Genomic DNA, 24,423 nt, shown 5'->3' on the forward strand with positions numbered 1-24,423 from the left:
AAACACAGGTTTTTTTAAATTTCATGCGTCGCAACATGCTATAATGCGCGCCTTCCGAGAATCGGTACTCCAACCCAAATTCACCATGTCAAACAATATCCGCGCTATTCGCAACATCGCCATCATCGCCCACGTTGACCACGGCAAAACCACCCTGGTCGACCAACTGCTGCGCCAGTCCGGCACCTTCCGCGACAACCAGCAAGTGGATAACCGCGTGATGGACTCGAACGACATCGAAAAGGAACGCGGCATCACCATCCTGTCGAAGAACTGCGCGGTGGAGTACAAGGGCACCCACATCAACATCGTCGATACCCCGGGCCACGCCGACTTCGGCGGCGAGGTCGAGCGCGTGCTGTCGATGGTCGACAGCGTGCTGCTGCTGGTCGATGCCCAGGAAGGCCCGATGCCGCAGACCCGTTTCGTGACCCGCAAGGCGCTGGCGCTGGGCCTGAAGCCGATCGTCGTGCTGAACAAGATCGACCGTCCGGGCGCGCGTCCCGAGTGGGCCATCAACGCTACCTTCGAACTGTTCGACAAGCTGGGCGCCACCGAAGAACAGCTGGACTTCCCGGTGGTCTACGCTTCCGGCCTGAACGGCTACGCCGGCCTGACCCCGGACGTGCGCGAAGGCTCGATGGAGCCGCTGTTCGACGCCATCCTCAAGTACGTGCCGGCGCGTGAAGACGACCCGAACGCCCCGCTGCAACTGCAGATCACTTCGCTCGAATATTCGTCCTACGTCGGCAAGATCGGCGTCGGCCGCATCCTGGCCGGCCGTATCAAGGGCGGTCAGGACGTGGTCTGGATGAACGGCCCCGAAGACAAGCCGACCAAGGCCCGCATCAACCAGGTGCTGACCTTCAAGGGCCTGGAGCGCGTGCTGGTCGACGAAGCGCTGGCCGGCGACATCGTGCTGATCAACGGTATCGAGGAAATCGGCATCGGTTCGACCATCTGTGCCCCGGACAGCCCCAAGGGCCTGCCGATGCTGAAGGTCGACGAGCCGACCCTGACCATGAACTTCATGGTCAACACCTCGCCGCTGGCCGGCCGTGAAGGCAAGTTCGTGACCACCCGCCAGATCCGCGACCGCCTGGAAAAGGAATTGAAGTCCAACATGGCGCTGCGCGTGGTGCAGGCCGAGAACGACGACTCGACCTACGAAGTGTCGGGCCGCGGCGAACTGCACCTGACCATCCTGATCGAAAACATGCGCCGCGAAGGCTTCGAACTGGCCGTGTCGCGTCCGCGCGTGGTGTTCCGTATGGTTGACGGCGTGCGTGAAGAGCCGTACGAAAACCTGACCGTGGACGTCGAAGAAACCCACCAGGGCGGCGTGATGGAAGAACTGGGCCGCCGCCGCGGCGACCTGCAGAACATGGAACCGGACGGCAAGGGCCGCGTGCGCCTGGAATACCACATTCCGGCGCGTGGCCTGATCGGCTTCCAGGGCGAATTCATGACCCTGACCCGCGGCACCGGCCTGATGAGCCACGTGTTCGACGACTACAAGCCGGTCGACACCTCCAAGGGCGAACTGGCCGGCCGCCGCAACGGCGTGCTGATCTCGCAGGACGACGGCGCCGCCGTCGCCTACGCGCTGTGGAAGTTGCAGGACCGCGGCCGCATGTTCGTCAGCCACAACGATCCGGTCTACGAAGGCATGATCATCGGCATCCACTCGCGCGACAACGACCTCGTCGTGAACCCGATCAAGGGCAAGCAACTGACCAACGTGCGCGCTTCCGGCACCGACGAAGCGGTGCGCCTGGTGCCGCCGATCGAGCTGTCGCTGGAATACGCGGTCGAATTCATCGAAGACGACGAACTGGTCGAAGTGACGCCCAAGAGCATCCGTCTGCGCAAGCGTCACCTGAAGGAACACGAGCGCAAGAAGGCTTCGCGCGAAGAAGCGATGTAATGCGGGAAGGGCGGCCGCCCCCGTGTGGGCGGGCCGCCGTGGGGATGGGCGTCGGCTGGCGCTGATATCTTTCTGGTGAATATCAGATATCAGCACAATAAAGCAGACAGCAATGATGCACTGCCATATAGTTACACCTGTCTCCTCCAATTTCCTCCTAAAGAATTGGATTCAAGCCCGCAACTCCGGTTGTGGGCTTTTTTTTTGCCGCGTTCGCCCAAGTGGCTTGAGCGCATCAGCCCCCTCCCTTTTTTGCGGGAGGGGTTGCCGGGTTCGGATTGCCGGAAACCGGCTGGAAAATTTTTTATCGGCAATGGGCTTGTTTTTTGTTTCCTCGGCACTATTTTTGTGCGTTGCGAAATGACGGCTGCCGGTTTGTGGTGCAGAATCGTGTCCGCAGTATAAAAATCCTATCTCACAGAGGATAGAGGGGACACCAGCCCGCAACGCGAAAGCCTTGCGGGCTTTCTATTTGCCGCCCGCAGGCCCTGCCGGGAGCGGCAACGCCCGCTTGCAGCCAGCGATGCCATCGCGGACACTGGCTATGCATAGACGCGCATTGCCGCCGGCAGCAGAAACGATTTACGGATTGACGATTTCCCCAGCAGATGAAGAAACACTTGCCTCCCCGCACGATCAGCGTGGCCCCGATGATGGACTGGACCGACCGGCACTGCCGCGTCTTCCATCGCCAGATCACGCGGCATACCTGGCTGTACACCGAAATGGTGACGACCGGCGCGCTGCTGTACGGCGACGTGCCGCGCCACCTCGATTTCAACGAGGAAGAGCATCCGGTCGCGCTGCAACTGGGCGGCAGCGAGCCGGCCGACCTGGCGCACGCTGCCCGCCTGGGCGAACAATGGGGTTATGACGAGATCAACCTGAACTGCGGCTGTCCGTCCGAGCGGGTGCAGAAGGGAGCGTTCGGCGCCTGCCTGATGGGCGAGGCGCAGCTGGTGGCCGATTGCGTCAAGGCCATGCGCGACGCGGTGTCGATCGACGTCACCGTGAAGCACCGTATCGGTATCGATGACGTGCAGTCCTACGATTTCGTGCGCGATTTCGTCGGAACCGTTGCCGGGGCGGGTTGCAAGACCTTCATCGTGCACGCGCGCAATGCCATCCTGAAAGGCCTGAGCCCGAAGGAAAACCGCGAAATCCCGCCGCTGAAGTACGACTATGCCTACCGGTTGAAGAAAGACTTCCCCGAGCTGGAAATCCTGATCAACGGCGGCATCAAGACCGTGGCCGAGATCGACGAGCACCTGAAGCACGTGGATGGCGTCATGCTGGGCCGCGAGGCCTACCATAACCCCTATCTGATGGCCGGTTTCGATGCCCGTTATTACGGCGAGCTGGAAGGCGGCTGCTATCCCAGCCGCGAGGAAGTGATTGCGGCGATGTTGCCTTACATGAAACGCCAGCTGGAATTGCACGGCGACAACGGCCGCGGCCTGCGCCTCAACAGCATGACCCGTCATATGCTGGGCCTCTTGGCCGGCGTGCCTGGCGCACGGGCCTTCCGCCAGACGCTGTCGGACTCGAAGAAGCTGGCGCTGGGCGATCCGGCGCTGTTGCAGGAAGCGCTGGCGCGCACGCAGGCGGTCCAGGATCAATAAATCGCTGCAAAGCGCGCCGCAGGCAGGGTGAGGACGCCCGCAATCCTTTAAAATAGCGGGTTCCAAATGGGAAAAGAAAATCATATGCCACTCGCAACAACAGAAGAAATCGTCGCCGAGCTCCGTGCCGGGCGCATGGTGATCCTGGTCGACGAGGAAGACCGCGAAAACGAGGGCGACCTGGTGCTTGCCACCGATTTCGTCACGCCCGAAGCCATCAACTTCATGGTCACGCACGCGCGCGGCCTGGTGTGCCTGACGCTCACCGAAGAACATTGCGACCAGCTCGACCTGCCGATGATGTCCAGCCGCAACGGCACCCAGTTCGGCACCAATTTCACCGTCTCGATCGAAGCGGCCGAAGGCGTGACCACCGGCATTTCCGCCGCCGACCGCGCGCGCACCATCCAGGTGGCCGCGGCCAAGAACGCCAAGCCGTCGGACCTGGTGAACCCGGGCCACATCTTCCCGCTGCGCGCCCAGAAGGGCGGCGTGCTGATGCGTGCCGGCCACACCGAAGCCGGTTGCGACCTGACCGCGATGGCAGGGCTGACGCCGGCCGCCGTGATCTGCGAGATCCTCAAGGATGACGGCACCATGGCGCGCCTGCCGGACCTGATGGAATTCGCCGAGAAGCACAAGCTGAAGATCGGCACGATTGCCGACCTGATCCATTACCGCAGCCGCAACGAAAGCATCATCGAGCGCGTGGCCGAGCGCGACATGCAGACCGTGCACGGCAACTTCAAGGCCATCGCCTACCGCGACACGCCGTCCGGCGGCGCCCATCTGGCGCTGGTGCATGGCGATATCGCGCCGGGCCAGGAAACCCTGGTGCGGGTACACCAGCCGGTATCGATCCTCGACTTGCTGGAATCCGAAGTCACCACCCACTCGTGGAATCTGGCCGCCGCCATGAAGGCGGTGCAGGCCGCGCCGGGCGGCGGCGTGGTGGTGCTGCTCAACTGCGAGGAGTCGGCGCAGCAGATGTTCGACCAGTTCGGCGCGCTCAACCAGGTCGGCACCGCCAAAGCCGCCAAGCCGGTGCGCGCCGACCGCCTGGACCTGCGTACCTATGGCATCGGCGCGCAGATCCTGAAGGACCTGGGCGTGTGCAAGATGAAGCTCCTGGCCAGCCCGCGCAAGATGCCGTCGATGGCCGGCTTCAAGCTGGAAGTGACCGGCTACCAGGCGCGCGAAGGCGCATGAGCGGGCAACCGACGCAAAGATCAGCAATCACGCAAGTCAACCACCTATAAGGAAAAGCCATGACCATTGGAACTTTTGAAGCGGATTTGAATGGCGAAAGCTTGCGCATCGGCATCGTGCAGGCGCGTTTCAATGAAGACGTCTGCCATGGCCTGCTGGCGGCCTGCCTGGCCGAACTGAAGCATCTGGGCGTGGCCGACGAGGACATCCTGCACGTCACCGTGCCGGGCGCCCTGGAAATCCCGCTGGCCCTGCAGAAGATGGCCGAGACCGACCAGTTCGACGCGCTCATCGCGCTGGGCGCGGTGATCCGCGGCGAGACCTACCACTTCGAACTGGTCTCCAACGAATCCGGCGCCGGCATCACCCGCATCGGCCTGGACTTCGGCGTGCCCATCGCCAACGCCGTGCTGACCACCGAGAACGACGAGCAGGCCGAAGTGCGCATGGCCGAGAAGGGCGCCGATGCCGCCCGCGTCGCGGTCGAAATGGCCAACCTGGCGATCGTGCTGGAAGAGCTGGGCCAGGCCACCGACGAAGAGGAATGATCCGTCGCCGCGCCGCTGCCCGGGCGGCGGCGCGGCGGTTTTTTCCTTGCACAGTTTCACGTATCCATTCAAGTAAAGCATTCACGGCCTCGCGCCGCATTCATCATGTCGAACAAATCTCAACACGCCAATTCGAACAAGAACCGCACACCGCGCCATCGCGCGCGCGAGTTCGCGTTGCAGGGCTTGTACCAGTGGCTGCTCAACCATGAGGACAGCGGCGCGATCGAAGCCCACATCCGCGAAGCGCACGGTTTCGACAAGGCCGATGCCGAACACTTCGACACCCTGCTCAACGGCGCCATCCGCGATGCCGAAGCGCTGCGCACCGGCCTGGCGCCGCTGATCGATCGCCCCATCAAGGAATTGTCGCCGGTGGAGCATGCCGCGCTGCTGATCGGCGCCTACGAATTGCAGAACCACATCGAGATTCCCTATAAGGTAGTGATCAACGAGGCGGTGGAGCTGACCAAGTCGTTCGGCGGAGTCGACGGCCACAAGTACGTCAATGGCGTGCTGGACCGTTTCGCTGCGCAAGTGCGCGCAACCGAGGTCGACGCCGGCCGCCGTTAAGCGCCGCGCCTTCAGAACCCGTTCCAGGCGGCCGGCGCCATGTCCGGCCGCTGCCGCGTTGTCTTCTTCCTGTGAGTGCGCCGCAGGCGCATGCCACCCGCATCCCGGATTTCCCATGAGCCTGAACCAACTCGCTTCCCGCCTGAACAACATCGCCCCGTTCCACGTCATGGAGCTGGCCAAGAAGGCCGCCGTGCTGGAGCAGCAAGGGCGCCACATCATCCACATGGGCATCGGCGAGCCCGATTTCACCGCGCCGCCGGCAGTGGTTGAGGCCGCCACGCGCGCCATGGCCGACGGCAAGATGCAATACACCTCGGCCACCGGCCTGCCGCAATTGCGCCAGGCGATCTCCGACCATTACCGCAGCGTCTACGGGCTGGAGATCGCGCCGGAACGCATCGTGGTCACGGCCGGCGCATCGGCGGCCCTGCTGCTGGCCTGCGCCGCACTGGTGGAAAAGGGGGCGCAGGTGCTGATGCCGGATCCCAGCTATCCCTGCAACCGCCATTTCGTGGCGGCTTTCGAAGGCCAGGCCAGGCTGATCGCCAGCGGGCCGGAACACCGTTTCCAGCTTTCGGCGCAAATGGTGCGCGAACATTGGGATGCGGCGACGCGCGGCGTGCTGCTGGCTTCTCCCTCCAACCCGACCGGCACTTCCATCCTGCCGGACGAGCTGCGCGCGATCGTGGCGGAAGTGCGCGCGCGCGGCGGCTTCACCATCGTCGATGAGATCTATCAGGGCTTGTCGTATGAGGGGGCGCCGTTCTCGGCGCTGTCGCTGGGCGAGGACGTGGTGGTGATCAACAGCTTCTCCAAGTACTTCAACATGACCGGATGGCGCCTCGGCTGGCTGGTGTTGCCGCCGGCATTGGTGCCGCAGGTCGAGAAGCTGGCGCAGAACCTGTTCATCTGCGCTTCGTCGATCGCCCAGCATGCCGGCGTGGCCTGTTTCGCGCCGGAGTCGATCGCCATCTACGAGGAGCGCAAGGCGGAGTTCAAGCGCCGCCGCGACTACATCGTGCCGGCGCTGGAAAGCCTGGGCTTCAAGGTGCCGGTGGTGCCGGACGGCGCTTTCTATGTATACGCCGATTGCAGCGCGCTGTCCGACGATGCCGACCGGTTGACGCTCGACATGCTCAACGAGGCCGGCGTGGTGCTGGTGCCGGGGCTGGACTTCGGCCCCTTCACTGCGCGCCGCTATATCCGCCTGTCGTATGCGACCTCGATGGAGAACCTGCAGGAAGCGGTGGCCCGCCTGGGGGCGTTTTTCGCAAACCGCAAGGCCGCCTGAACGGTTACAGGCCGGGGAGGCCGAAAAGGAAAAAGGAGCCCGAGGGCTCCTTTTTTGCGTGTTGAATACCGGTAATATTCAATCGCAACACGCTCATAAGGCAGCGAGTTGTTCTTCCGCCCTCGGCTTGGCAGGGGCGGCCGAGGCGACGTTGTTGCTGGCTGCCGGCTTGGCGGCGGCGCTGGCAGAGACAGCGGGCGCCGGCGGCAGCTTGATGGTGGCGGTGGTATAGATCGAGACGTTCTTGCCCATCGCCACTTGCTTCAGGTTCTGGTACTCGGACAGCACCTTCATGCCGTAGCCGCCGTCGTTGGCCATGTCGGCCGCGCCGACATAGCTCTTCAGGCCGGCTTCGACCGAGCCGCCGCGGGTCACGTATTCCTTCAGGATCTGCGAGCCGACGCGGATGTTGGCGACCGGATTCAGGGCCGCCTTGACGCCGCCCAGTTCCTGGAACTTGTCATGGTGCACCTTGGACATCACCTGCATCAGGCCCTGCGCGCCCATCGGGCTTTCCGCGAAGGGATTGAAGCGCGATTCGATGGCGATCACCGACAGGATCAGCAGCGGATCGAGCTTGATGTCGCGTGCCGTCAGGTAGGTGGCCGAGACCAGCATGTCAGCCGCATCGCTGGCCACGCGGTAGCGCTTGGCCAGCCAGCTGGTGACCAGCTTCTGCTGGCGCGGCGTGCCCAGCAGCTGGCGATCTTCCGCCGACATCGGCGGTGCGGGCACCGGTGCCGCGGTGGCGGCGCCGGCGATCGCCGGGATGGCGGAAGCCGGCGTCGCCGGCGCCATCAGCTTGGCCAGCGGCGGAGCGGTTGCCGCGTCGGCTTGCATTTCGTCGACCGAATCCGAGAACGGCGACATGCTGATCAGCTTGTCGGCCAGGTCCGGATTGAAAAACATCAGCCCGAGTACGAACAGGGCGGCGATGCCGAGTACCGTGATGGCACGGTGGGCAACGCTGAAAAATTGACCAATGCGGGCAGCCGTGGAGGGATTCCAGGCTGCGGCGCGCTGAACCATCTGCGAGGCTAAATGCGCCTCGGTAGGTTGGTTAGACATTGAACCTCCTGCGTTATTGCGGCAAATACAGGGCTCACCGGCCAAGAAGTGGAGACCGGACAGCTAATCTGACGTTGCTGCAATCTATTACGTTACCGTCGCAAGGCGTTACGGCAAGTAGTCATCCGCGAGGCCTGCTGGCCATGCCGTCGGACGACAATGTTTCGGGGAGTAAGGCTGACGCCTTGGATGACACTTCTTTGTGTTACTGGGCCCCCGGGAGCCCTGGATACCTTGCAAGCTTGTTGTGATTGTTACAAGCCTTGTTGAGCTTCTTAGCCCATTCCCTTTCGATCAGGTGGGCGCATTGTAGAAGTCACTTTATATCGAGTCAATACTATGAAATTTTATTTTTATAACTTTTGAATCTCATTTTTGGCGCGGCCTTTCTTCAAAAATCAATAGAATCAAGCGTTTGCCGGGGATACCTGAGCCGGCTGTCATGCAAAAAGAAATTTGTTAAAAAGTATGAAATATACGGATCTGCGCGATTTTATTTCCAAGTTGCAACAAAAAGGCGAATTAAAGCGCGTATCCCATCCTGTTTCCTCCCATCTGGAGATGACCGAGATCTGCGATCGCACGCTTCGTGCGGAAGGTCCGGCGCTTCTTTTTGAGCGTGTGGATGAAAAAAATATCCCGGTCCTGGCGAATCTTTTCGGTACCCCGCGCCGCGTCGCATTGGGCATGGGTGCTGAGGATATCGGCGAATTGCGCCGTATCGGCCACCTGCTGGCGCGCCTGAAGGAGCCGGAGCCGCCCAAGGGCATCAAGGATGTGCTGGGGCTCGGCACGCTGGTCAAGTCGCTGTGGGACATGGCGCCCAAAGAGCGCGGCTCGGCGCCTTGCCAGGATGTGGTGTGGGAGGGCAAGGATGTCGATCTCTCGCGTTTGCCGATCCAGCATTGCTGGCCGGGCGACGCGGCGCCACTGATCACCTGGGGCCTGGTGATCACCAAGGGGCCGCACAAGAAGCGCCAGAACCTGGGGATATACCGCCAGCAGGTGCTGGGACCGAACAAGGTGATCATGCGCTGGCTGGCGCATCGCGGCGGCGCGCTCGATTTCCGCGAGCATGGCATCGCCAACCCCGGCCAGCCTTATCCGGTGGCGGTCGCGCTGGGCGCCGATCCCGCCACTATATTAGGCGCGGTCACGCCGGTGCCGGACAGCCTGTCCGAATACCAGTTCGCCGGCCTCCTGCGCGGCAGCCGCACCGAGCTGGTCAAGGCCATTGGCAGTGAGTTGCGGGTGCCGGCTTCCGCCGAGATCGTGCTGGAAGGGCACATCTATCCGGATGCCAATCATCCGTCCGGATACGAGCACGCGCTGGAAGGGCCGTATGGCGACCACACCGGCTATTACAACGAGCAGGACTGGTTCCCGGTCTTCACCATCGATCGCATCACCATGCGGCGCGATCCCATTTACCACTCGACCTATACCGGCAAGCCGCCCGATGAGCCGGCGGTGCTGGGCGTGGCCCTGAACGAAGTGTTCGTGCCGTTGCTGCAGAAGCAGTTCTCTGAAATCACCGACTTCTACCTGCCGCCGGAAGGCTGCAGCTACCGCATGGCGGTGGTGCAGATGAAGAAGTCGTACGCCGGGCATGCCAAGCGCGTGATGTTCGGCGTGTGGAGCTTCCTGCGCCAGTTCATGTACACCAAGTTCATCGTGGTGGTCGACGAGGATGTCGATATCCGCGACTGGAAGGAAGTGATCTGGGCCATCACCACGCGCGTCGATCCGGTGCGCGACACGGTCATGGTGGACAACACGCCGATCGACTATCTCGACTTCGCTTCGCCCATCAGCGGCCTGGGCAGCAAGATGGGCATCGACGCCACCAACAAGTGGCCCGGGGAAACCAGCCGCGAATGGGGAACGCCGATCGCCATGACCGATGAGGTCAAGCGCCGCGTGGACGACATCTGGCAGCAGTTGGGGATCTGACCCGGGCCCGCGATCGCTTGAAAAAAAGCCGCGCAAATTGTTTATACAATTGCGCGGCTTTTTCATTGCCGGCGGAGCGGATGCCGAATTCGCTGGCCGGGGATGCCCGAAATGGAGTACAATTCGCCCCGGCGGGCCCCTGCGCATTGTGGCATGGTCAACCTGGTCAGGTCGGGAACGAAGCAGCCACAGCCATTTCCCGCAAGTGCCGCAGACAAGGCTCGCCTCTTCCTTTTATATTCCCCCTTCTCCCAGCAGTTCATCCGCGATGCGGCTTCAGCCCGCTGACGCATGGCGCCGGTCGCCCAGTTTTTCTCCAAGCATGGCGGACACGCCGATGAAGGCCGGATACTCGGCCGTGATGACGTAGGTCGGGATTTTCCTGGTCAGCGCCGACATGCGTCCCTTGTTTTCGAAGCGCGCGCGAAACGGCGAGCGTTCGAAGTAATCGCCCAGGTGCAGCACGACGCCGCCGCCGATGTAGATCCCGCCCAGCGCGCCCAGCGTGACCGCCAGGTTGGCCGCCACGGTGCCGAGCATGCTGCAGAAGATGTCGACGGTTTCCTTGCACAGGCGGTCGCCTTGCAACAGGCCGAGCTCCACGATCTGTCCCGCCTTCAGTTCCTTTGCCGGCAGGCCGTCGGCGTCGAGCAGCGCCCGGTGGATCAGTTCCAGTCCGGGACCGGACACCAGCCGCTCGGCCGACAGGTGTTCATAGGTGCGCCAGCCGTAAGCCAGAATGCTTGCTTCGCGTGGATTGGCCGGGGAAAAAGACACATGGCCGCCTTCGCTGGCCAGCGGCAGCCAGCGGTTTTCGCCGCGCACCAGCCCGCCCACGCCCAGGCCGGTGCCGGCGCCGACCACGCCGATGGGGCTGCCGGCAGCCGCCGCGCCGCCGCCGATTTGCCGCAGATCGGGCGCCTGCAATTGCGGCACCGCCATCGACAGCGCGGTGAAATCATTGACCAGCAGCAGCGTGCCGAACCCCAGCAATTGGCGCGCGGCCTCGATCGAAAAAGCCCAGTCGTGGTTGGTCATCTTGATCTGGTCGCCTTGCACCGGGTTGGCGATGGCGACGACCGCATGCCGCACCGGCGGATGCCCGGTTTGCCGCAGGTAGGCTTGCACGGCATCGGTGAATTCGCGGTAGTCGGCGGCGGGCAGGGTCTTGATGGCTTCAATCCGGTTCGGCCCCGGTTCCAGCGCGAAGCGCGCATTGGTGCCGCCGATGTCGGCCAGCAGGCGCGGGCCGTCGGCATAGTCGCCGGCGCCGTGGTGGGTGGTGGGGCTGTTCTGCTGGACAGTCTGCATTCCGTTGTCCTCATCGTTGCGGGATGGCGGGCGTTTCGCCATCCATGTCACGCCGCTATGGGCCGGAAGAGGGCCCTGCGTGTTATGAGGCCATATGCCGACGCAGGTTCCGGTTGCCGCAGGGCGTAAAAAAACCGGATTGCCAGCAGGAAGCAATCCGGTGCGATGGCGTGGCGGCTTATTCCCCGGCCAGGTGCTGCGATAGCGCTTCACGCATCTGCGCCACGACGCCGCTCCAGTCTCCCTGAGTATCCTGGCGGAAGATGGTGAAATTCTGGTACCAGGGCGTATCGGTGCGGTCGACCTGCCAGCGCCAGCAGCCGTTGAAGCGGTTCAGCAGCCAGACCGGCTTGCCCAGCGCGCCGGCCAGGTGGCAAACCGAGGTGTCGACGCTGATGACCAGGTCGAGGTTGGCGACCAGCGCGGCGGTTTCGGAAAAGTCGGTCAGGTGGGCGGAAAAATCGTGCACGTGGTCGCGCAGCGGGTGCGCCTGCAACTGCGCAACAGCGGCGTAGCCGACCTGCAGCGAGACGAATTCGACACCGCCCTGGCTGCGCGCCAGCTCGACGATGGGCGCCAGCTCTTGGAACGGAAGCGAGCGCATGGCGTCGATGGCGACCGCGCTGGGGTCGGTCGACGCCGTACTGCCGGACCAGGCCAGGCCCACGCGCAGGGCGCGGTTTTGCGGCAGGCGTTGGTACCATGCCGACCATTGGGCGGCATCGACGCTCAGGTAGGGCGCGCGCGGTATCTCCTCTTCGGAGAAGGTGGCGCAGGCGAGCGGCAGGCTCATCAGCGGGCAATGGAAATCGAAATTCCGGGACAACGCTGTCATGCCGGTAACCACCTCGCTGACGCCAGGCAGGTTGCGCATCAGTTGCGCCAGCTCCGGCTGCACTTCCAGGATCACCTTTGCGCCTTTGGCGGCGACTACCGGGACATAGCGCGCGAACTGCAAGGTATCGCCGAAGCCCTGTTCGGCGTGCAGCAGGATGGTTTTTCCTTGCAGCGATTCCTTGCCCAGCCACAGGGGCTGGCGGAAATTGCGCCGGAGATCCCGCATCTGGCGGGTTTCCCAGCGGGCTTCGTACTGCTGCCAGCCGTTGCGGAAATCGCCCTGGCGCAATTGCATCAGGGCTTCGTTCCATTGCGCGGAGTTGGTGTCCGGGTTGAGCATCTGGGCCCGGCGATAGCTTTCCTTGGCCTCGTCGAAGCGGCGCAGTTCTTCCAGCGTCGAGGCGCGGTTGAACCACAGGTCGGGGGAGGTATCGTCCAGCTCAAGGGCGCGGTCATAGGCTTGCAGCGCTTCTTGCGGGCGGTGTAGCCGGAACAGTGCGTATCCCCTGTTGGCATGGGCCTGCTGAAAGTCGGGCGCGGCGGCGATGGCGCGATCGTAGGCATCGAGCGCATCGTCGAACCGATAGAAATCCTTGTGGGCATTGCCCAGGTTGAACAGCGCCTCGATGAAGTCCGGCCGCAGCGCGACCGCGCGCTTGTAGCTCTCCTGCGCTTCGCGGAAGCGGAACTCATCGTGCATGCAATTGCCGCGTTGGAACCAGGCATCGGCGTTGTCGGGCGCCAGCGCCACGGCCTTGTCGCAATCGGCCAGCGCATCGCGGCGGCGGCCAAGCCGGCGCAGCACCTGGGCGCGCTTGATGAAGGCCTCGGCGAAATCCGGCTTGAGCGCGATGGCGCTGTCGTAGCTTTGCAGCGCATCCGCGTCGCGGCCGAGCTGTTCCAGCGCGCCGGCGTGGTCGAAATAGGTGTCCACGTGCTTCGGATTGAGCTTGATCGCTTTTTCCAACTGCGCCTGGGCGGCATCCCAGTCTTCCTGGTGCAGCTTGAGCATGCCGTACAGGTAGTTGGCTTCGAAATGGCCGGGCGCCTTGGCCAGCGCTTTCTTGTAGAGTGCTTCGGCGGGCGCCATCTGGCCCTTCTGGTGCAGTGCCAGGGCCTGTTGCAACAGGATGGTGGCGGCATTTGCTGGTTGACGCATAGGAGTAGGGTGGGCTTGGTCTACGGCAATAAAAAAGCGGGCTGGCCGGAAATACCCGGCGCCGCGCGTTGTGTTGCCGCAAGTGTCCCAAATTCGCCGCCTTTTATCCAGCGGATTACAGCCGGAATTGCCGCCTATATCTCCGCCAGCGGCGCCGGGGAGGTCGTCCAAGCAGCCTTGCCCCTTTTCTTTTACACTGGCGCAGGCAAGGCAGCCCCGGAATGCCATGCCGCAAGATCAAAAATGGCCGGTCGACCGGCTTACATCCACTACGGAGTCTTTCTCGATGAGTTTCGCCATTCCCGCGCCTGTTCAGACCACGATCCCCGTGGTCGGCGGCGATCCTTTCCCGGTGCGCCGCATCTATTGCGTCGGCCGCAACTACGCCGCCCACGCCCGCGAAATGGGCCATGACCCGGACCGCGAACCGCCATTCTTCTTTACCAAGCCGGCCGACGCCATCGTGCCGACCGGTTCGGTGGTGCCCTATCCGGCAGCCACCAGCGACTACCACCATGAAATCGAGATGGTGGTGGCATTGGGCAAGGGCGGGCGCGATGTGCCGGTGGAAAAGGCGCTGGAACTGGTGTTCGGCTATGCCGTCGGCCTCGATATGACGCGCCGCGACATCCAGTCCGCCGCCAAGAAGATGGGCCGTCCCTGGGATATGGCCAAGGGCTTCGACCAGTCGGCCCCGTGCGCGCCGCTGCTTCCGGTGTCCCAAGCCGGCCACCCCGACAAGGGCGCGGTCTGGCTCAAGGTCAATGGCGAAGTGCGCCAGCAGGGCGACCTGTCCGACCTGATCTGGAGCGTGGCGGAAACCATTTCCTACCTGTCGGGCCTGGTCGAGCTGTGCCCTGGCGACCTGATCTACACCGGCACGCCCGAAGGCGTGGGTGCGGTGGTCAAGGGCGACAGGCTGGAAGGCCATGTCGACGGCTTGCCCGACCTTAGCATCACGATCGGCTGAGTTGTCTGTCCGCCGAGTGGCCAAAGCGCCGCAGCCCTGTCGGGCGCGGCGCTTTGGTTTTCAAGGGAAGGGAAAATGCAAAAAACGCAACGTTTCAGGCTGTTTTTCCCGCCCTTCCCGGAAACGGACACCAAACTGTCATGAAGCCTGTTGCGATGCGGCGTATAATAGCGGTCTTCCGGGCAACACGGCCACGCGCCTTTTTGCGCGTTCATGCACGCAGATTCGATGCGGGCAGGCCCAGGTCCCGGTCAGCATAAGCATCACCCGAAGCGAGCCGCCGCGTTATCCGGCCCGGTTTCTCGTAATACTCTTCAACACTGAAAGCAATTGAACCCGTGCGCATGCACCCCATGCATCGGAGCCGTTGTACAGGCTGCCGCGGCGCTGTCGCACCGTTCGCAATAAACCATGTCCGACACCACGTCCGCGTCCGCAGCACCGGCTGCACCCGCCGTCCGCTTTGATGATTTCGGCCTTTCGCCCGACATCCTGAAGGCATTGGCCGAACAAGGCTATGTCCATCCCACCCCGATCCAGGCGCAGGCGATTCCCGTCGTGCTGCAAGGGCGCGATGTGATGGGCGCGGCGCAGACCGGCACCGGCAAGACCGCCGGCTTCTCGCTGCCCATTATCCAGCGCCTGCTGGCCTACGCCAGCACCAGCGTATCGCCGGCGCGCCACCCGGTGCGCGCGCTGATCCTGACGCCGACCCGCGAGCTGGCAGACCAGGTGGCCGACAACGTCAAGGCCTATTCGCGCTTCACGCCGCTGCGCTCCACCGTGGTGTTCGGCGGCGTCGACATGGCGCCGCAGACCGCCGCTTTGCGCGCCGGCGTCGAGATCGTGATCGCCACTCCCGGCCGTCTGCTCGACCACGTGCAGCAAAAGACGGTGAACCTGTCGCAGACCCAGATCCTGGTGATGGACGAAGCCGACCGCATGCTCGACATGGGCTTCCTGCCCGACCTGCAGCGCATCATCAACCTGCTGCCCAAGCAGCGCCAGAACCTGATGTTCTCGGCCACCTTCTCGCCCGAGATCAAGAAGCTGGCCGCCAGCTTCCAGAACAACCCGGTCACCATCGAAGTCGCGCGCAGCAACGCCACCGCCGAGACCGTCACGCAAACCATCTACAAGGTCGACGAATCCGCCAAGGCCGATGCCGTCACCTACATCATCCGCGAGCGCGGCCTGAAGCAGGTGATCGTGTTCTCCAACACCAAGATCGGCGCCTCGCGCCTGGCGCGCCAGTTGGAGAAGGACGGCGTCAATGCCTCGGCCATCCACGGCGACAAGAGCCAGGCCGAGCGCATGGCGGCGCTGGAAGCCTTCAAGCAGGGGCAGATCGAAGTGCTGGTGGCGACCGACGTCGCCGCGCGCGGCCTCGACATCGCCGAATTGCCTTGCGTGATCAACTATGACCTGCCGTACAACGCCGAGGACTACGTCCACCGCATCGGCCGCACCGGCCGCGCCGGCGCATCGGGCGACGCCATCTCGCTGTTCTGCGACAAGGACGAGCGCTTGCTGGTGGATATCGAAAAGCTGATCAAGAAGAAATTCGAACGCGCGGAGCTGGTCGGCTTTGCCCCGCGCAGCCGCGAGCGCCATGAGCGTTCGGAACGCGGTGAACGTAGCGAGCGCAGCGAACGTGGAGAACGCGGTGGCCGCTCGGAGCGCAGCGAACGCAGCCGCGACGGCGCTCCGACGCCGCGCCGGGAAAAGGTCGATCCGTGGTTCCTGAAGCCGTATGAGCCGGCCGGCGCCGAAGCGGTGTCGACCAAGCCGGAAGTGATGCCCAAATCGAACCGCCCCAAGCCCAAGGTGGCCGCGCTGCTGGGCGGCATGCCCAAGCGCTGATCCTGCCCCGGTCCAAGACGAAAGCCCGCATATGCGGGCTTTTTTTACGGCGTTGGGATTGATCCGGTACGCGCCAGATCTGGTTCAGCGGCCGCCGAAGCGGACATCCCAGGCTGCCGACGCCAGGCTCCAGAAGCTCTCGCGGTCATGCGCCGCGCTCGTCTCCAAGCCAAGGAATGCCGCCGCCCGTTGCAACTCCTGCAACGGGCGGCCGAGGTCGATCGCCTGCGCGCCGTTCTGCTTGGAAAATTTCTCCCCCACCTCATTCATCAGCAGCGGCACATGCAGGTAACGCGGCGTCGGATAGCCCAGCAGGCCTTGCAGGTAGATCTGGCGCGCCGTCGAGTCCAGCAGGTCGGCGCCGCGCACGATGTCGGTGATGCCCTGGTCGGCATCGTCCACCACCACCGCCAGCTGGTACGCCCAGAAGCCGTCGGCGCGCTGCAGCACGAAGTCGCCGACTTCGCTGGCCAGGTGTTGCTGCTGCGGCCCCAGCCAGCGGTCGTCGAAGCGCACCAGTTCTCCCGGCATGCCGGCATCGGGTACGCGCAGGCGCAGCGTGCGCGCGGTCTTGCCGGGGGCCAGGCCGTGGCGGCAGGTGCCGGGGTAGATGGCGGCGCCGTCGCTGGCGATGCCGGTGCGCGAATCGGCGATTTCCTTGCGGCTGCAGCCGCAGGGATAGGCATGTGTTCCCAATTGCTCGCGTGCCACCTGGTAACGGGCCTTGCGCCGGCTTTGCACCAGCACCGGGCCGTCCGAGTGCATGTCCAGCGCCGCCAGCGTTGCCACGATGCCGTCGGCGGCGCCGGGCACGGTGCGGGTTTCGTCGATGTCTTCGATGCGCACCAGCCAGCGGCCCTCATGCACGCGCGCATCCAGGAAGCTGGCCAGGGCCGCCACCAGCGACCCCGCATGCAGCGGGCCGGACGGCGAGGGGGCGAAGCGGCCGGTGTAAGCGTTGCGGTTCATGCGTTCCTCCCGGGTACGACCTCTCCCAGCAGCGAGCGTTGCACCTCCGGCCGCGCCAGGTGCTGGATGAACCACTTGAGCGATTTGCCCTGTTCCGCCTTGGGCCAGGCGACCATGAAATTGTCGTTGGGTTTGGCCGCCAGCGTCTGCTTCTCGACCAGCGCGCCGCTGGCCAGGTAAGGCGCGGCCCAGATACGCGGCAGATGGCCGCAGCCAAGCCCGGCCAGTTGCGCCTCCAGCTTGTCGGCCACGGTGGCCACCGTCAGCGTCTCCTGGCCGGACAGCAGGCCCATGGTCAGCGTCGGCAGCGACTGGCTGTTGTCGCCTACCGCCACCGCCCGATGGCTGCGCACCAGTTCGGCCGGCAGCGGTTCTTCTGCCGCGGCCAGCGGATGCTGCGGGGCGACGGCAAAGACCCAATCCACCATGCCCAGCTCATGCATCTGGAAGCGCCCGCTGGTGCGCACGATTTCCGGCCCGTCCAGCGTCACGCCGATGACCAGGTCGGCGCGGCCCTCGATCAGCTTTTCCCAGGCGCCGGTCAGCACGCCCGGCGTGAAGCGCAAGCGGGTGCCGGACTGTTCTCGGTCGAAGGCCTCGATGATGGGCAGCATCTTGGAAAACGGAATCAGGCTGTTGAGCACGATGTGCAATTCAGTCTCGCGCCCGGTGGCGGTGCGTTTGACGCGCTGCTCCAGGTCGTTGGCGGCCAGCAGCAGGTGGCGGCCTTCCTGCAGCAATTGCTGGCCGGCCGGGGTCAGTTGGGCGCGGTGGCCGCGACGGTCGAACAGCAGGACGTCGAGGTCGTCTTCCAGCTTGCGCACGCTGTAGGTCAGCGCCGAAGGCACGCGATCCAGCGCCAGCGCGGCGGCGGCGAAGCTGCCCTTGCGGTCGATCATGTCGAGGATCAGCAGGGATTCCAGGGTCAGGTTCAAAAGGACGCCTCGTGATGTTCTATCTTGTTTAAATTATTTGAATGAGCTGTATGAATTTTAGGCCTTATGCCGGAAAAAGATAGTGTCTATAGTGGCTACATCGACAAACAATTTGTATGAATCAATTCCGAGGCATACAAAATTCATTGAAAGGGGTGTTGTCATGATGCAACTGCGCAAAGCAAACGATCGTGGACACGCCAACCATGGTTGGCTGGATTCGTATCACAGCTTTTCCTTCGCCGACTATTACGACCCGCAGCACATGGGCTTCGGCCCGCTGCGCGTGATCAACGAAGACCGCGTGGCCGCCGGCCAGGGCTTCGGTACCCACGGCCACCGCGACATGGAGATCATCTCCTACGTGCTGGAAGGCGAACTGGCCCACAAGGACAGCATGGGCAACGGCAGCGTGATCCGTCCCGGCGACGTCCAGCGCATGAGCGCCGGCACCGGCGTGCGCCACTCCGAGTACAACCACTCGAAGGACGGCACCACGCACTTCCTGCAGATCTGGATCATGCCGGAGCGCGCCAACGCCGAGCCGGGCTACCAGGAGGCGCATTTCTCGGCTGCCGACAAGGATGGCCGCCTGCGTCTGGTCGTTTCCAAGGACGGCCGCGACGGTTCGGTCAGCATGAACCAGGATGCGTCGCTGTACGCCGGCCTGTTCGACGGCGAGCAGCACGCCAGCTATGCGCTGCCGGCAGGGCGCCTGGGTTATGTGCACGTGGCGCGCGGCAAGGTGAGCGTCAACGGCCAGGCGCTGGAAGCCGGCGACGCGCTCAAGCTGGCTGAAGTCGACAAGCTGGAAATCAGCGGCGGCGACAAGGCCGAAGTGCTACTGTTCGACCTGCCGCGTTAAGTTTTTTGCAGTACCCGCCGGAGCCGATCACCCGGCGGTTTTTTTGAAGCAAGCAAACTCCCACTCGAGAAGGAAACATCATGACTAAAGTCGCCATCGTCTACCATTCCGGCTACGGCCACACCAAGAAACTGGCGGAGGCAGTCCATGCCGGCGCCGCAGCGTTTGCCGGCGCCAGCGTCGACCTGATCGCCATCAACGCCGAAGGCAACATCACCGACGCCGACTGGGCGACGCTGGATGCGGCCGACGCCATCATCTTCGGTTCGCCGACCTACATGGGCTCCGTCTCGTGGCAGTTCAAGAAATTCGCCGACGCCTCGTCCAAGCCCTGGTTCAGCCAGAAGTGGAAAGACAAGGTCGGCGCCGCCTTCACCAACTCGGCCACCATGAACGGCGACAAGCTGTCGACCCTGCACTACCTGTTCACGCTGGGCATGCAGCACAGCATGGTCTGGGTCGGCACCGGCCTGATGCCTTCCAACAGCAAGGCCGCGCAGCGCAACGACATCAACTTCGTCGGCTCCTTCTCGGGCCTGATGGCGCAAAGCCCGTCGGATTCCTCGCCGGAAGAAGGCCCGCTGCCGGGCGACCTGGCAACCGCCAAGCTGTTCGGCGCGCGCGTGGTCGAAACCACCGCCAAGTTCAAGAAGTAATCGGACGCCGGTCCAGCAAAAAGCCCACCGTGAGGTGGGCTTTTTCATTGGCGCGGGGAGAAGGGCGCTCAGGCTTGGGCGGCCGTAGCCTCGGCTGCGGCGCGCTGCTTCGGCGCGCAGTACGGGCAGGACTTGCCCGGCACGTAGTCCGGCGACAGCTGCTCGCGCGGCGTGACCACGGCGCGGCAGGCGAAGCATTGCGCGGTCTGGCTTTCCTTCAGGTCGGGGCTGAGCGCGGTACGGTAGTCGAACACGAAGCAGTCGCCCTTGTAGTGGGCCCCGCCGACTTCCTCGAAGTAGCGCAGGATGCCGCCTTCGAGCTGGTAGACGCTGTCGTAGCCGATGTTTTGCATATGGATCGCGGCCTTCTCGCAGCGGATGCCGCCGGTGCAGAACGTGACCACGGTCTTGCCGTCGAAGTCGGCCTTGTGGTCTTTGATGACCTGCGGGAATTCGGTGAACTTGGCGATGCGGTAGTCGACCGTATTCTCGAAGGTGCCGACATCGACTTCGAAACCGTTGCGGGTATCGACCATTACCACCGGTTTGCCATTGTCGTCATGGCCCTGGTCCAGCCAGCGCTTCAGGTCTTGCGGCTCCACCGACGGCGCGCGGCCTTCTTCAGGCTTGATCAGCGGATGCTTCATCGTGATGATCTCGGCCTTGAGCTTGACCAGCATGCGCGTGAACGGTTGCTTCGCGGAAAAGCTTTCCTTGACCACGATGTCGGCGAAACGGGCATCGGCGCGCAGCCAGGCCAGGTAGGCGTCGATCTCGTGGCGCAGGCCGGCCAGGAACATGTTGATGCCTTCAGGCGTGAGCAGTACGGTGCCGCGCAGGTTGTTCTTTTGGCAAATGTCCAGGAATTCGGCGCGCTTTTCGGCGGTGTCGTCGAAGGTGATGAATTTGTAGGCGGCGATGTTGACGTAGGGTGTATCCGGGGACTGCATGGTTCTGTGCTCTAAGTCTTTGAATTGTCAGCATTATATACGCGAGGAGCAGGTTCCCGCAGCAATTTGGGGCTTCCGTGATGCAGATCAAGCAGGCTTGCGCGATGCCCATGTCAAGCATGGATTGCCGGCCCGATACCGGCTAATTCAGGTCGGGGAAAACCCCAACCTCCGGTAAAATGCGCCCCTATGACTACACCGCAATTCGTTCACCTCCGACTGCATTCGGAGTACTCCATCGTCGACGGCCTGGTGCGCATCGATGACGTCGTCAAGGCCGCCGCCAAGGATGGCCAGGCGGCGATGGCAGTCACCGACCTGGCCAACCTGTTCGGCATGGTCAAGTTCTACAAGGCCGCGCGCGGCAAGGGCATCAAGCCCATCGCCGGCTGCGACGTCTGGATCACCAACGACGCCGACCGCGAAAAACCGTCGCGCCTGCTGCTGCTGGTGAAGAACCGCCACGGCTACCTGCAGCTGTGCGAGCTGCTGTCCAAGGCCTGGCTGGAAAACCTCTACAAGGGCCGCGCCGAGATACGCATCGAATGGCTGGACGCGTTGCGCCACCAGGACGGCGGCAACGGCCTGATCGCCTTGTCCGGCGCCCAGGGCGGCGATGTCGGCATCGCGATCGACAACAGCAACCTGGCGCTGGCCGAGGAATGCGCCAAGCGCTGGGCCACGATTTTCCCGGGCGCCTATTACCTCGAGATCCAGCGCGCGGGCCAGGCCAACATGGATATCCAGGTACGCCAGACCGTGGCGCTGGGCGCCAGGCTGGGTTTGCCGACGGTGGCCACGCATCCGATCCAGTTCCAGTCCACCGAGGAATTCATCGCCCACGAGGCGCGCACCTGCATCGCCGAAGGCGAGATACTGGCCAATGCGCGCCGCGTGCGCCGCTTCAACGACCAGCAGTACTTCAAGTCGCAGGCCGAGATGGCCGAGCTGTTTGCCGACCTGCCCGGCGCCATCGCCAATACCATCGAGATCGCCAAGCGCTGCAACCTGGTGCTGCAACTGGGCAAGCCGCAACTGCCGGACTTCCCCACGCCGGACGGCATGACCATCGACGACTTCCTGGTGGCGCAGACCAAGGCCGGCCTGGAAGAGCGCCTGAAGCACCTGTACCCGGACGAGGCCGAACGCGAGAAGCAGCGCCCGCGCTACGAGGCGCGCCTGGAGTTCGAGAACAACACCATCATCAAGATGAAGTTCCCGGGCTACTTCCTGATCGTGGCCGACTTCATCCAGTGGGCCAAGAACAACGGCGTGCCGGTCGGCCCGGGCCGGGGCTCCGGCGCCGGCTCGCTGGTGGCGTACTGCCTCCTGATCACCGACCTCGACCCGCTGCGCTACAACCTGCTGTTCGAACGCTTCCTGAACCCGGAGCGGGTCTCGATGCCCGACTTCGACATCGACTTCTGCCAGGAAGGCCGCGACCGCGTGATCCAGTACGTGAAGGACCGCTACGGCAAGGAGGCGGTCTCGCAGATCGCCACCTTCGGCACCATGGCGGCCAAGGGCGCGGTGCGCGACGTCGGCCGCGTGCTCGACCTCGGCTACAACTTCTGCGACGGCATCTCCAAGCTGATCCCGTTCAAGCCCGGCAAGCTGGTGACGCTGGCAGACGCCATCGAGGAAGAGCCGCTGCTCAAGGAGCGCCTGGAAAACGAAGAGGAAGTGAAGCAGCTGATGGGCCTGGCCCAGCAGGTCGAAGGCATCGCCCGCAACATCGGCATGCACGCCGGCGGCGTGCTGATCGCCCCCGGCAAGCTGACCGACTTCTGCCCGCTCTACACCCAGGGTGGCGACGCCGGCGTGGTGTCGCAGTACGACAAGGACGATGTGGAGGCCGTCGGCCTGGTGAAGTTCGACTTCCTGGGCCTGACCACGCTGACCATCCTCGACCGCGCCGAGCGCTACATCCGCATGCTCGACCCGGCCATGGCCGACTTCGACCTGGCCAAGCTGCCGCTCAACGACCGCGCTTCCTACGAGCTGCTGACCAAGGCCAAGACGGTCGCCGTGTTCCAGCTTGAAAGCCGCGGCATGCAAGGCATGTTGAAGGACGCGCGGCCCGACCGCTTCGAGGACATCATCGCGCTGGTGGCGCTGTACCGCCCGGGCCCGATGGACCTGATCCCCGACTTCTGCAAGCGCAAGCACGGCGAAGCCTTCGATTACCCGGACCCGCGTACCGAGGGCATCCTCTCCGAGACCTACGGCATCATGGTCTACCAGGAGCAGGTGATGCAGATGGCGCAGGTGATCGGCGGCTACTCGCTGGGCGGCGCCGACTTGCTGCGCCGCGCGATGGGCAAGAAGAAGGCCGAGGAAATGGCCGAGCACCGCGAATTGTTCCGTGCCGGCGCCGCCAAGAACGGCCTGTCGACCGAAAAGGCCGACGAGATCTTCGACTTGATGGAAAAGTTCGCCGGCTACGGCTTCAACAAGTCGCACGCCGCCGCCTACGCGCTGCTGTCGTACTACACCGCCTACCTCAAGGCGCACCACCCGGCCGCGTTCATGGCAGCCAACTTGTCGCTGGCGATGGAAGACACCGACAAGGTCAAGATCCTGATCGAGGATTCGATCGACGTCTGCAAGCTGTCGATCCTGCCACCCGACATCAACCAGTCCGACTATCGCTTCGTGCCGGTAGGCGAGCCGGGCAAGAAGGCGACGCAGATCCGCTACGGCCTGGGCGCGGTCAAGGGCGCCGGCCAGAATGCCATCGAATCGATCCTGGAAGCGCGCAAGGACGGCCCGTTCAAGGACCTGTTCGACTTCGCCAAGCGCGTCGACAAAAAGCAGATCAACCGCCGCACCATCGACTCGCTGATCCGCGCTGGCGCCTTCGACTGCTTCAAGGTCGACCGCGCCGTGCTGCAAGCCTCGGTCAACCTGGCCTGGGAAAGCGCGGAACAGGCCGAGAAATCGGCCAACCAGGTCAGCCTGTTCGGCGGCGACGACAGCGACCTCGAAGCGCCGCTGGAATACGTCGACGTGCCGCCCTGGAGCGACAAGCAGCGCCTGACCGAAGAGAAGGGCGCGCTGGGCTTCTACCTGTCGGGCCACCTGTTCTCTGCCTACGAAAAGGAAGTGCGCCGTTTCGTACGCACCAAGATCTCCAGCCTGGAGCCCTCGCGCGAACCGCGCAGCATGGCCGGCATCATCACCGGCGTGCGGGTGCAGATGACCCAGCGCGGCAAGCTGGTGATCTGCACGCTGGACGACGGCACCGGCGTGATCGAGGCATCCATCTACAACGAAGTGTTCGAGCCGTTCAAGCACCTGATCAAGGAAGACGAGCTGCTGGTGGTGCAAGGCCGCGTTTCCGAAGACCGCTTCAATGGCGGGCTGCGGGTGTCGGCCGAGAAGGTGATGGACCTGGGCGCCGCGCGCATCCAGTACGGGGTGCGCATGGTGGTGCAGATCAACAAGGCGGTCGATACCGCCTTGCTGCGCGACACGCTGTCGGCCCATCGCCAGGAGCAGGGCTTGCCGTTCGTGATGCGCTACCTGCAGCCGGATGCCGGCTGCGAGGTGGTGCTGGGGGATGCCTGGCGGGTCAATCCGAGCGACAGCTTGCAGAGTTCGCTGGTGGCTTCGTTTGGGAAGGAAGCGGTGGTGGTGGAGTATTGAGCGGCATCATCGGTCCCGCGAGCGTCGGGCCCGAATGTGTTGGTTCTGCGTGCGGGAATCTCCGGT

18 protein-coding genes and 1 other RNA gene are annotated in these 24,423 nt (G+C 63.8%); 13 read left to right on the top strand and 6 right to left on the bottom strand.

From position 1 onward, the window contains the following. Positions 1-85 precede the first annotated feature (85 nt). From typA to J7548_RS15100, 6 genes are all read left to right on the top strand, one after another. The gene (gene typA, locus J7548_RS15075) at positions 86-1,927 is read left to right on the top strand and encodes a translational GTPase TypA (RefSeq protein WP_290975690.1); all 1,842 of its coding nucleotides are present in this window, start codon (positions 86-88) and stop codon (positions 1,925-1,927) included. Between the two features lie 608 nt (positions 1,928-2,535). Further along, on the top strand, positions 2,536-3,549 hold the full coding sequence (dusA, locus tag J7548_RS15080) for a tRNA dihydrouridine(20/20a) synthase DusA (RefSeq protein ID WP_290975693.1): 1,014 nt from the start codon (positions 2,536-2,538) through the stop codon (positions 3,547-3,549). 84 nt (positions 3,550-3,633) lie between these two features. Then, entirely contained in the window at positions 3,634-4,758 is a 1,125-nt protein-coding gene (gene ribBA / locus J7548_RS15085) for a bifunctional 3,4-dihydroxy-2-butanone-4-phosphate synthase/GTP cyclohydrolase II (protein WP_290975696.1), read from the top strand. A 59-nt stretch (positions 4,759-4,817) separates the two neighbouring features. After that, positions 4,818-5,306 (top strand): 6,7-dimethyl-8-ribityllumazine synthase, encoded by a 489-nt coding sequence (gene ribH / locus J7548_RS15090; RefSeq protein WP_290975699.1) that lies wholly within the window; start codon positions 4,818-4,820, stop codon positions 5,304-5,306. A 105-nt stretch (positions 5,307-5,411) separates the two neighbouring features. Continuing rightward, the gene (gene nusB / locus J7548_RS15095; protein ID WP_290975702.1) at positions 5,412-5,879 is read left to right on the top strand and encodes a transcription antitermination factor NusB; all 468 of its coding nucleotides are present in this window, start codon (positions 5,412-5,414) and stop codon (positions 5,877-5,879) included. A gap of 115 nt (positions 5,880-5,994) precedes the next feature. Beyond that, complete coding sequence (locus J7548_RS15100; protein ID WP_290975704.1) at positions 5,995-7,173, top strand: pyridoxal phosphate-dependent aminotransferase; 1,179 nt, start codon at positions 5,995-5,997, stop codon at positions 7,171-7,173. A gap of 93 nt (positions 7,174-7,266) precedes the next feature. On the opposite strand, the gene J7548_RS15105 is transcribed toward J7548_RS15100, so the two are convergent. Then, entirely contained in the window at positions 7,267-8,241 is a 975-nt protein-coding gene (locus J7548_RS15105) for a lytic transglycosylase domain-containing protein (protein ID WP_290975706.1), read from the bottom strand. A gap of 468 nt (positions 8,242-8,709) precedes the next feature. Between J7548_RS15105 and ubiD the strand changes: the two genes are divergently transcribed. Next, the gene (gene ubiD, locus J7548_RS15110) at positions 8,710-10,194 is read left to right on the top strand and encodes a 4-hydroxy-3-polyprenylbenzoate decarboxylase (RefSeq protein ID WP_290975709.1); all 1,485 of its coding nucleotides are present in this window, start codon (positions 8,710-8,712) and stop codon (positions 10,192-10,194) included. A gap of 130 nt (positions 10,195-10,324) precedes the next feature. Then, an RNA gene (ffs, locus tag J7548_RS15115) (signal recognition particle sRNA small type) lies at positions 10,325-10,423 on the top strand. 47 nt (positions 10,424-10,470) lie between these two features. On the opposite strand, the gene J7548_RS15120 is transcribed toward ffs, so the two are convergent. After that, positions 10,471-11,505 (bottom strand): glucokinase, encoded by a 1,035-nt coding sequence (locus J7548_RS15120; protein WP_290975711.1) that lies wholly within the window; start codon positions 11,503-11,505, stop codon positions 10,471-10,473. A gap of 178 nt (positions 11,506-11,683) precedes the next feature. After that, positions 11,684-13,501: a tetratricopeptide repeat protein gene (locus J7548_RS15125; RefSeq protein ID WP_290975714.1), complete on the bottom strand. Its 1,818-nt coding sequence runs from the start codon at positions 13,499-13,501 to the stop codon at positions 11,684-11,686. Between the two features lie 286 nt (positions 13,502-13,787). Here J7548_RS15125 and J7548_RS15130 point away from each other — a divergent pair, with 286 nt between their 5' ends. Further along, positions 13,788-14,471 (top strand): fumarylacetoacetate hydrolase family protein, encoded by a 684-nt coding sequence (locus J7548_RS15130; protein ID WP_290976659.1) that lies wholly within the window; start codon positions 13,788-13,790, stop codon positions 14,469-14,471. A 411-nt stretch (positions 14,472-14,882) separates the two neighbouring features. Continuing rightward, a complete protein-coding gene (locus J7548_RS15135) occupies positions 14,883-16,334 on the top strand; it encodes a DEAD/DEAH box helicase (protein WP_290975717.1) in 1,452 nt (483 codons plus the stop codon). Between the two features lie 84 nt (positions 16,335-16,418). Here J7548_RS15135 and gluQRS read toward each other — a convergent pair whose 3' ends face one another. Then, a complete protein-coding gene (gluQRS, locus tag J7548_RS15140) occupies positions 16,419-17,303 on the bottom strand; it encodes a tRNA glutamyl-Q(34) synthetase GluQRS (RefSeq protein WP_290975719.1) in 885 nt (294 codons plus the stop codon). Continuing rightward, on the bottom strand, positions 17,300-18,238 hold the full coding sequence (locus J7548_RS15145; RefSeq protein ID WP_290975723.1) for a LysR family transcriptional regulator: 939 nt from the start codon (positions 18,236-18,238) through the stop codon (positions 17,300-17,302). The genes gluQRS and J7548_RS15145 overlap by 4 nt, the downstream gene beginning before the upstream one ends. 163 nt (positions 18,239-18,401) lie before the next feature. Here J7548_RS15145 and J7548_RS15150 point away from each other — a divergent pair, with 163 nt between their 5' ends. Together J7548_RS15150 and J7548_RS15155 are read left to right on the top strand one after the other, a co-directional pair. Next, the gene (locus J7548_RS15150) at positions 18,402-19,103 is read left to right on the top strand and encodes a pirin family protein (RefSeq protein ID WP_290975726.1); all 702 of its coding nucleotides are present in this window, start codon (positions 18,402-18,404) and stop codon (positions 19,101-19,103) included. An 80-nt stretch (positions 19,104-19,183) separates the two neighbouring features. Next, the gene (locus tag J7548_RS15155) at positions 19,184-19,759 is read left to right on the top strand and encodes an NAD(P)H-dependent oxidoreductase (RefSeq protein WP_290975729.1); all 576 of its coding nucleotides are present in this window, start codon (positions 19,184-19,186) and stop codon (positions 19,757-19,759) included. 68 nt (positions 19,760-19,827) lie between these two features. Here the strand turns inward: J7548_RS15155 and J7548_RS15160 are convergent, their stop codons facing one another. Next, positions 19,828-20,709 carry a sulfurtransferase gene (locus tag J7548_RS15160; protein ID WP_290975731.1) on the bottom strand — a complete coding sequence of 294 codons (882 nt, stop codon included), beginning with the start codon at positions 20,707-20,709 and terminating at the stop codon, positions 19,828-19,830. Between the two features lie 189 nt (positions 20,710-20,898). On the opposite strand from J7548_RS15160, the gene dnaE reads away from it, so the two are divergent. After that, complete coding sequence (gene dnaE / locus J7548_RS15165; protein WP_290975734.1) at positions 20,899-24,357, top strand: DNA polymerase III subunit alpha; 3,459 nt, start codon at positions 20,899-20,901, stop codon at positions 24,355-24,357. Positions 24,358-24,423 lie beyond the last annotated feature (66 nt).

Origin of the sequence: Herbaspirillum sp., assembly GCF_017744395.1 — a bacterium.
Taxonomy (GTDB): Bacteria; Pseudomonadota; Gammaproteobacteria; order Burkholderiales; family Burkholderiaceae_D; genus Herbaspirillum.